The following is a 1,249-nucleotide window of genomic DNA, read 5'->3' on the forward strand; positions in this document are numbered from 1 at the left end:
TCGCAACGCGGTCAGCGTTTCCACCACGGCGCGTGTATTCCTGACCGCGATGTTCTCGGTCAGTTCGAGTTCGATCCGGTCGGCCGCCACGCCGTGCCTCTGCAACGTCTTCGCCACCTTTTCGGCGAGGGAGGTCGAACGGAACTGCGAGGCAAAGAGATTTATGCCGACGCGTAGCGGTATGCCTGCGGCCGCCCAGGCGGCTGCCTGCGCGATGGCCTCGTCCAGCACCCAGGCTCCAACGGCAGCGGCAAGCGGCATCAGTTCGAGGATGGGCAGGAAACGATCCGGGGTCAGAAGGCCATGTTCGGGATGCCGCCAGCGGAGAAGCGCCTCGGCGCCCACCACGGTTTCGTCGGACAGGCGCACCTGTGGCTGATAATGGACTTCGAACTCGCCACGCTCGAAGGCTTCGCGAAGCTGATGCTGGATGTGCTGTCGGTCTTCGACCTGATGACGCAGGTGCGGCTCGTAGAAGGCGATGGAGCCGGCGCCGCGCTCCTTGGCGCGGTAGAGAGCGAGGTCGGCATGACAGATGAGCCGATCGATCTGGTCGCCATGATACGGCGAGATGGCGACTCCAATGCAGGTGTCGACCCGCAACTCCTGGTCATCCACGATAAAGCCTTCGTCGAAGTCGGATCGCAGGCGTTCCGCAATGATCAAGGCGGTACGCGGGTCCGCGACGTCTGACGCGATCACGACGAACTCGTCGCCCCCCAGGCGCGCCAAGGTCTGCCCATCCTCCAGCCGCGCCGATAGCCTGTAGCCAATGGCCGACAGCAACGCGTCGCCCATCGCATGGCCGAACACGTCGTTGACGTCCTTGAAGCCGTCGAGGTCGAACAGGAGGACGGCCATTGGCCGCTGCGTGCTGAGGATGCCGCTGGCACGTTCGTGAAGGAGCGTCCGATTTGGCAGCCCGGTCAGCGGATCGTAATGGGCAAGGTGGGCAAGTTCGCGCTCCTGGCGCCGCACTTCGATGCGATCGACGACGACCTGACCAAGGCATTCGAGCAGGTGCCGATCGCGCTCGCTGAAGAGGCGAGGCGTCTCGTCGACCACGCAGAGCGTGCCGATCACCTGTCCAGACGCGACCCGAAGCGGTACGCCGGCATAGAACCGCAGGCGGGGGCCATCGATAACGAGCGGATTGTTCATGAAGGCCGGATCCAGGGCCGCGTCCGCGATCACGAACGGACCCTCATGATCGAGCGCATGGGCGCAGAAAGCCACGTCCGTCGGGGCT

General features: G+C 64.5%; 1 protein-coding gene. It reads right to left on the minus strand.

Going from position 1 to position 1,249, the window contains the following annotated elements:
- On the minus strand, positions 1-1,236 hold a 1,236-nt coding region (locus tag U1700_RS14815), incomplete at its 3' end, for a putative bifunctional diguanylate cyclase/phosphodiesterase (protein WP_443025958.1).
- Positions 1,237-1,249 lie beyond the last annotated feature (13 nt).

This window comes from Sphingomonas sp. RB1R13 (assembly GCF_036663775.1).
GTDB lineage: Bacteria > Pseudomonadota > Alphaproteobacteria > Sphingomonadales > Sphingomonadaceae > Sphingomicrobium.